This is a genomic window from Zoogloea dura, from assembly GCF_012927165.1.
Classification (GTDB): Bacteria; Pseudomonadota; Gammaproteobacteria; order Burkholderiales; family Rhodocyclaceae; genus Zoogloea; species Zoogloea dura.
The window spans coordinates 21,597-27,656 of sequence record NZ_JABBGA010000039.1; the positions used below are offsets into that span (position 1 = coordinate 21,597).

Annotated in this window: 13 protein-coding genes; all 13 read right to left on the reverse strand. The window is 58.0% G+C overall.

The genetic code is table 11. The features are described from left to right. Positions 1-8 precede the first annotated feature (8 nt). Positions 9-377 (reverse strand): 50S ribosomal protein L14, encoded by a 369-nt coding sequence (gene rplN / locus HHL15_RS24450; RefSeq protein WP_141354256.1) that lies wholly within the window; start codon positions 375-377, stop codon positions 9-11. A 149-nt stretch (positions 378-526) separates the two neighbouring features. Beyond that, the gene (gene rpsQ / locus HHL15_RS24455) at positions 527-796 is read right to left on the reverse strand and encodes a 30S ribosomal protein S17 (protein WP_169148420.1); all 270 of its coding nucleotides are present in this window, start codon (positions 794-796) and stop codon (positions 527-529) included. Continuing rightward, positions 793-987: a 50S ribosomal protein L29 gene (rpmC, locus tag HHL15_RS24460; protein ID WP_169148421.1), complete on the reverse strand. Its 195-nt coding sequence runs from the start codon at positions 985-987 to the stop codon at positions 793-795. The genes rpsQ and rpmC overlap by 4 nt, the downstream gene beginning before the upstream one ends. 3 nt (positions 988-990) lie before the next feature. Beyond that, entirely contained in the window at positions 991-1,404 is a 414-nt protein-coding gene (rplP, locus tag HHL15_RS24465; RefSeq protein ID WP_079432654.1) for a 50S ribosomal protein L16, read from the reverse strand. Beyond that, positions 1,373-2,197, reverse strand: a complete 825-nt coding sequence (gene rpsC, locus HHL15_RS24470; RefSeq protein WP_169148422.1) for a 30S ribosomal protein S3 — start codon at positions 2,195-2,197, stop codon at positions 1,373-1,375. Before rpsC ends, rplP begins: the two co-directional genes overlap by 32 nt. 9 nt (positions 2,198-2,206) lie before the next feature. Then, complete coding sequence (rplV, locus tag HHL15_RS24475) at positions 2,207-2,536, reverse strand: 50S ribosomal protein L22 (protein WP_169148423.1); 330 nt, start codon at positions 2,534-2,536, stop codon at positions 2,207-2,209. 12 nt (positions 2,537-2,548) lie between these two features. Further along, on the reverse strand, positions 2,549-2,824 hold the full coding sequence (rpsS, locus tag HHL15_RS24480) for a 30S ribosomal protein S19 (RefSeq protein ID WP_169148424.1): 276 nt from the start codon (positions 2,822-2,824) through the stop codon (positions 2,549-2,551). 10 nt (positions 2,825-2,834) lie between these two features. Then, positions 2,835-3,662: a 50S ribosomal protein L2 gene (gene rplB / locus HHL15_RS24485; protein ID WP_169148425.1), complete on the reverse strand. Its 828-nt coding sequence runs from the start codon at positions 3,660-3,662 to the stop codon at positions 2,835-2,837. Between the two features lie 3 nt (positions 3,663-3,665). Next, positions 3,666-3,971, reverse strand: a complete 306-nt coding sequence (gene rplW, locus HHL15_RS24490) for a 50S ribosomal protein L23 (protein WP_169148426.1) — start codon at positions 3,969-3,971, stop codon at positions 3,666-3,668. Further along, complete coding sequence (rplD, locus tag HHL15_RS24495; protein ID WP_169148427.1) at positions 3,968-4,588, reverse strand: 50S ribosomal protein L4; 621 nt, start codon at positions 4,586-4,588, stop codon at positions 3,968-3,970. The genes rplW and rplD overlap by 4 nt, the downstream gene beginning before the upstream one ends. Positions 4,589-4,599: 11 nt before the next feature. Further along, entirely contained in the window at positions 4,600-5,244 is a 645-nt protein-coding gene (gene rplC, locus HHL15_RS24500; RefSeq protein WP_169148428.1) for a 50S ribosomal protein L3, read from the reverse strand. Between the two features lie 117 nt (positions 5,245-5,361). After that, complete coding sequence (rpsJ, locus tag HHL15_RS24505) at positions 5,362-5,673, reverse strand: 30S ribosomal protein S10 (RefSeq protein ID WP_148579673.1); 312 nt, start codon at positions 5,671-5,673, stop codon at positions 5,362-5,364. Positions 5,674-5,730: 57 nt separating this feature from the next. After that, on the reverse strand, positions 5,731-6,060 hold a 330-nt coding region (locus HHL15_RS24510), incomplete at its 5' end, for an EF-Tu C-terminal domain-related protein (RefSeq protein WP_456243188.1).

Below are 6,060 nucleotides of genomic sequence, written 5' to 3' on the forward strand. Positions count from 1 at the left end.
ATAACTCCTTAGAGAACTTCAGGCGCCAGGGAAACGATCTTCATGAACTTTTCGGTACGCAGCTCGCGCGTTACCGGTCCGAAGATACGCGTACCGATCGGCTCGCCCTTGTTGTTAAGCAGGACCGCAGCATTGCGGTCAAACTTGATCAGCGAGCCATCCGGACGACGCACACCCTTGGCGGTACGAACCACCACGGCGCTATAGACGTCGCCCTTCTTGACACGACCACGCGGGGCCGCATCTTTAATACTCACCTTGATGATGTCACCCACACCGGCGTAGCGACGCTTAGAGCCGCCGAGCACCTTGATGCACATCACGTAACGCGCGCCGGTATTATCGGCGACGTCCAGCATCGTTTGCATTTGGATCATTTAAACTCTCCAACTTGACACGCTAGGCGCGGCCAGTCTTGGATCCCGTTCGGGTTGATTGGACTTGCACAGGAACCGTGCAAGAGCAAAGACAGCAATGATAATGGCTTGCCAATTACTTGGCAAGCCATTTGTACAACAAGCGCTACTTAAACTGCCACAACCTGCTCGAGAACCTTGGTCACCCGCCAGGTCTTGGTCTTGGAGATCGGGCGGCTCTCTTCGATTTCGACGAGATCGCCCTGCTTCGCAATACCACCTTCAACGTGGGCATGGTACTTGGCGGTACGGGTGATCACCTTGCCATACAGCGGGTGCTTCACACGACGTTCCACCAGCACGGTGACCGTGTTGGTCATCTTGTCGCTAACAACACGACCGACTTCAACGCGCTTGACCTTCTTGACTTGATCGTTCATTTCGCACCCGCCTTCTCGCGAAGAATGGTCTTGACCCGGGCGATATCCTTGCGGACCTTGCCGAGCTGCGAAGTGTTGCCAAGCTGCTGAGTCGCGATCTGCATGCGGAGGCTAAATTGAGCCTTCCGCAGTTCAAGCAGTTCAGCGTTGAGCTGGTCGGCGTCCTTCGCCCTCAATTCCGAAGCTTTCATGTTTTACCCCACCATCCGGACAACGAAGACGGTTTCGATGGGGAGCTTGGCAGCGGCCAGGCGGAACGCCTCGCGAGCCAGGGCTTCATCAACACCATCCATCTCATAGAGAACCTTGCCGGGCTGGATCTCGGCAACCCAGTACTCCGGGCTACCCTTACCGTTACCCATCCGCACTTCCGCCGGCTTCTGAGAGATCGGCTTGTCCGGGAAAACGCGAATCCAAATGCGACCACCACGCTTGATGTGACGGGTCATCGCACGACGAGCAGACTCGATCTGGCGAGCAGTCAGACGACCACGCCCAACCGCCTTCAGACCGTACTCGCCAAAGCTTACCTTGGCGCCGCGGGTGGCGAGACCCTTGTTGCGGCCCTTCTGCTCCTTACGATACTTCCTTCTCGACGGCTGCAGCATCATTCACTCCTGCTTCTTTCTTGATCCGTTTTGCGCCATCAGCCTGTTCGCCGCCAGTGCGGCGCGCGGGCCGCTTGGCACCCGGCTTGCTGTCGGCACCCTCGTTACGACGACGGCCACGGCGAGCATCGCCTTCATTCTCCGTCGCAGCAGGCTGCTCATTGCGGGCGAGAGCCTCACCCTTGTAAACCCACACCTTGATGCCGATGACACCGTAAGTGGTATGAGCCTCGGAAACACCGTAGTCGATGTCGGCACGCAGGGTGTGCAGGGGCACACGACCTTCGCGGTACCACTCGGTACGGGCAATTTCCGCGCCATTCAGACGACCAGAGCTCATGATCTTGATGCCTTGAGCACCCAGACGCATGGCGTTCTGCATCGCGCGCTTCATCGCCCGGCGGAACATGATCCGCTTGACGAGCTGCTGGGAGATGGAGTCAGCGATCAGCTGAGCATCGGTTTCCGGCTTGCGGACTTCCTCGATGTTCACGTGAACCGGAACACCCATGATGCCCTGCAGGTCAGCCTTCAGCTTCTCGATGTCCTCACCCTTCTTACCGATTACAACACCCGGACGGGCGCTGAACACGGTGATACGGGCATTCTTGGCAGGACGCTCGATGACCACACGGCTCACGGAAGCGTGCGCCAGCTTCTTCTTCAGATGCGCGCGGACCTTCAGGTCCTCGTTGAGCATCGTGGAGAAATCGCTACCGGCAGCAAACCAGCGGGAGCCCCAGTTACGCGTAACCGCCAGGCGAAAGCCAGTCGGATGGATTTTCTGTCCCATGGGTTCTCCTTACTCTCCGACCGTCACGTAAATGTGGCAGGTCGGCTTGCTGATGCGATTGCCACGACCTTTTGCACGAGCGGTAAAACGCTTCAGCGTCGTACCTTGCTCAACATAGATGGTCTTGACGCGCAGGCTGTCGATATCGGCGCCGTCGTTGTGCTCGGCGTTGGCGATAGCGGACTCAACAACCTTCTTGATGATCTTTGCGCCCTTCTTGGGCGAAAAGGTCAGGATATTGAGAGCCTGCTCAACAGTCTTGCCACGAACCAGGTCCGCAACCAGACGACCCTTTTGTTCCGACAGGCGCACGCCGCGGAGAATGGCTTTGGTTTCCATTGTCATTTCTCCTTAGCGCTTGGCCTTCTTGCTGGCGGCGTGACCCTTGAAGGTACGGGTGAGCGCGAACTCGCCAAGCTTGTGACCAACCATGTTTTCGGAAACGTACACCGGAATGTGCTGACGGCCGTTATGAACGGCGATGGTCAGACCGACAAAATCCGGAAGCACCGTGGAGCGACGCGACCAGGTCTTGATCGGACGCTTGTCATTCGAGGCCCGAGCCGCATCCACCTTCTTCAGCAGGTGACCGTCGACAAAGGGGCCCTTCTTAATAGAACGTGCCATGTCTTACCTCTTATCGCTTGTGCCGACGCTGAACAATCATGGAGTCGGTACGCTTGACGCTACGGGTACGATAACCCTTGGTCGGCTGACCCCACGGACTGACAGGCACGCGGCCTTCGCCAGTACGACCTTCACCACCGCCGTGCGGGTGATCAACCGGGTTCATCGCCGTACCGCGAACGGTCGGGCGAATACCACGCCAACGATTCGCACCGGCCTTGCCGATCTTGCGCAGGCTGTGCTCTTCGTTACCCACTTCACCGATGGTCGCGCGGCATTCGATATGAACGCGGCGAATTTCACCGGAGCGCAGGCGAACCTGTGCGTAGATGCCTTCACGAGCCAGCAGCTGCACCGAAGTGCCGGCTGCGCGGGCCAGCTGTGCGCCCTTGCCGGGGATCATCTCGACACAGTGCAGAGTGGTACCGACGGGGATGTTGCGGATCGGCAGGGTGTTACCCGGCTTGATCGGCGCTTCCGAACCGGAAACGACGGTCTGACCAACTACCAGCCCCTTCGGAGCGATGATGTAACGACGTTCGCCATCCGCGTAGCACAGCAGCGCGATGTTGGCGGAGCGATTCGGGTCATACTCGAGACGCTCGACCTTGGCAACGATGCCGTCCTTGTTGCGACGGAAATCCACCAGGCGATAGTGCTGCTTGTGACCACCGCCCTTGTGACGGGTGGTGATATGGCCGTTGTTGTTACGACCCGCAGTCTTGGACTGCTTCTCCACCAGGGACGCAATCGGTGCGCCCTTGTGCAGAGAGGCATTCACGACCTTCACGACAGCACGACGGCCAGCGGAAGTCGGCTTGACTTTAACGAGTGCCATCTCTTATTCCCCCGCCGCGAAGTTGATTTCCTGACCCGGCTTCAGGCAGACGTACGCCTTCTTCCAGCCCTTGCGGCGGCCAGTCATCTTGCCAAAGCGCTTTTCCTTGCCCTTGACGTTGGCGACCTGAACAGCCTTCACTTCGACCTTGAACAGCAGTTCGACAGCGGCCTTGACTTCAGGCTTGGTCGCATCGCTAGCGACGCGGAAAACGATTTGCTCGTTCTTCTCGGCGATATCGGTAGCCTTCTCCGAAATCTGCGGAGCGAGCAGCACCTGCATCAGGCGCTCTTCCTTGAATGCGCTCATTGCCACATTTCCTCCATCTTGGCCAGCGCACCCTTCGTGACCAGCACATTCGGGAAGCGCACCAGGGAAACCGGATCAGTCTCGCTGACTTCGAGAACGAGGACATTCGGAAGATTGCGGGACGACAGGTACAGGTTTTCGTCGAAGGAGTCGGTGATCACCAGGACGGAATCCAGACCAAGACCCTTGAGCTTCTGCGACAGCAGCTTGGTCTTCGGCGCTTCAACAGCAAAACCCTCAACAACCGACAGACGACCATCACGAGCCAACTGGGAAAGGATCGCAGCCACACCGGCGCGATACATCTTCCGGTTCACCTTGTGAGAGAAGTTCTCATGCGGCTTGTTCGGGAAAGCACGACCACCCCCGCGCCAGATCGGGCTGGAGCCCATACCGGAACGAGCACGACCAGTACCCTTCTGACGCCAGGGCTTGTGGGTGGTGTGGGACACTTCATCCCGACCCTTCTGGGCACGATTGCCAGAACGGGCATTGGCCATATAGGCAACAACGACCTGATGAATCAGGGCTTCATTGTATTCCCGGCCAAACAGCGCATCGGACGCCTGCAGAGTCGCAGACGGCTGACCCTGTTCATTCAACAGCTTCAGTTCCATCACGCCCTCCGTCAGTTGCCAGCCTTGACAGCGGGACGAACGATCACGTCACCACCATCATGACCAGGCACACCGCCCTTGATCAGCAAAAGGCCGCGCTCGACATCAACGCGAACCACTTCGAGATTCTGCACCGTGCACTTGGCCGCACCCAGATGACCGGTCATGCGCTTACCCGGAAAAACACGACCGGGATCCTGCGCCATACCGATGGAGCCAGGGACATTGTGGCTACGGGAGTTACCGTGGGTCTGACGACCGGACGCGAAGTTGTGACGCTTGATGGTACCGGCATAGCCCTTACCAAGAGACACGCCACTCACGTCAACCTTCTGACCGACAGCAAAGATATCAACGCCAACAACATCACCCGCCTTCAGGGAAGACAGACGATCAGCGTCAACACGGAATTCCTTGAAAACATGACCCGCTTCGACACCCGCCTTGGCAAGATGCCCGGCAGCTGCTTTATTGACGCGGCTGGCACGCCGAACGCCAAAGGTCACCTGAACGGCGGAATAGCCGTCCGTTTCAGCCGTTTTGATCTGGGTCACACGGTTGTTGGACACATCCAGCACAGTCACCGGAATGGATTGACCATCCTCGGCAAAAATGCGAGTCATGCCCACCTTGCGCCCGACAAGGCCTAGACTCATTTTATTCTCCTTACCCTGGTTGCGATTGACCAGGACCGATTGTCATTACAAACTGCGCCAAAAAGCGCAAGGGCCGGATTATACCGGCCCTTGCGCCATAGGCGCAATAGCTTTGAATTACTGCAGCTTGATTTCGACGTCAACGCCAGCCGGAAGATCCAGCTTCATCAGCGCATCGACCGTTTTGTCGGTCGGATCCACGATGTCCATCAGACGCAGGTGAGTACGAATCTCGAACTGGTCACGGGAGGTCTTGTTGACGTGAGGGGAACGCAGCAGGTCGAAACGCTCGATGCGGGTCGGCAGCGGCACAGGGCCACGGACAACTGCACCAGTACGCTTCGCGGTATCCACGATCTCTTGAGCAGACTGGTCGATCAGCTTGTAATCGAAAGCCTTGAGGCGGATACGGATCTTTTGGTTTTGCATTTTATTTCCCAAAGAGCAGTCGGCCTGGCACACCATGCGCCAGGCCCATCAAAAATATTACTCGATGACCTTGGCTACCACGCCGGCACCAACGGTACGGCCACCTTCGCGGATCGCGAAGCGCAGACCTTCTTCCATGGCGATCGGAGCAATCAGCTTCACCGTCATGGAGATGTTGTCGCCAGGCATCACCATCTCGGTGCCTTCCGGCAGGGAGATGGAGCCGGTCACGTCAGTCGTACGGAAGTAGAACTGCGGACGGTAGTTGTTGAAGAACGGGGTGTGACGGCCGCCCTCTTCCTTCGACAGCACATACACCTCACCAGTGAAGTGGGTGTGCGGCTTGATGGAACCCGGCTTGCACAGCACCTGACCACGCTCGACGTC

Bases quoted from the DNA above. Each gene is read 5' to 3' on its own strand.
- rpsC (WP_169148422.1), bottom strand. From the start codon at position 2,197: ATGGGACAGAAAATCCATCCGACTGGCTTTCGCCTGGCGGTTACGCGT.
- rplV (WP_169148423.1), bottom strand. From the start codon at position 2,536: ATGGAAACCAAAGCCATTCTCCGCGGCGTGCGCCTGTCGGAACAAAAG.
- rplN (WP_141354256.1), bottom strand. From the start codon at position 377: ATGATCCAAATGCAAACGATGCTGGACGTCGCCGATAATACCGGCGCG.
- rpsQ (WP_169148420.1), bottom strand. From the start codon at position 796: ATGAACGATCAAGTCAAGAAGGTCAAGCGCGTTGAAGTCGGTCGTGTT.
- rplC (WP_169148428.1), bottom strand. From the start codon at position 5,244: ATGAGTCTAGGCCTTGTCGGGCGCAAGGTGGGCATGACTCGCATTTTT.
- rplW (WP_169148426.1), bottom strand. From the start codon at position 3,971: ATGAGCGCATTCAAGGAAGAGCGCCTGATGCAGGTGCTGCTCGCTCCG.
- rpsS (WP_169148424.1), bottom strand. From the start codon at position 2,824: ATGGCACGTTCTATTAAGAAGGGCCCCTTTGTCGACGGTCACCTGCTG.
- rplP (WP_079432654.1), bottom strand. From the start codon at position 1,404: ATGCTGCAGCCGTCGAGAAGGAAGTATCGTAAGGAGCAGAAGGGCCGC.
- rplB (WP_169148425.1), bottom strand. From the start codon at position 3,662: ATGGCACTCGTTAAAGTCAAGCCGACTTCCGCTGGCCGTCGTGCTGTC.
- rpmC (WP_169148421.1), bottom strand. From the start codon at position 987: ATGAAAGCTTCGGAATTGAGGGCGAAGGACGCCGACCAGCTCAACGCT.
- rpsJ (WP_148579673.1), bottom strand. From the start codon at position 5,673: ATGCAAAACCAAAAGATCCGTATCCGCCTCAAGGCTTTCGATTACAAG.
- rplD (WP_169148427.1), bottom strand. From the start codon at position 4,588: ATGGAACTGAAGCTGTTGAATGAACAGGGTCAGCCGTCTGCGACTCTG.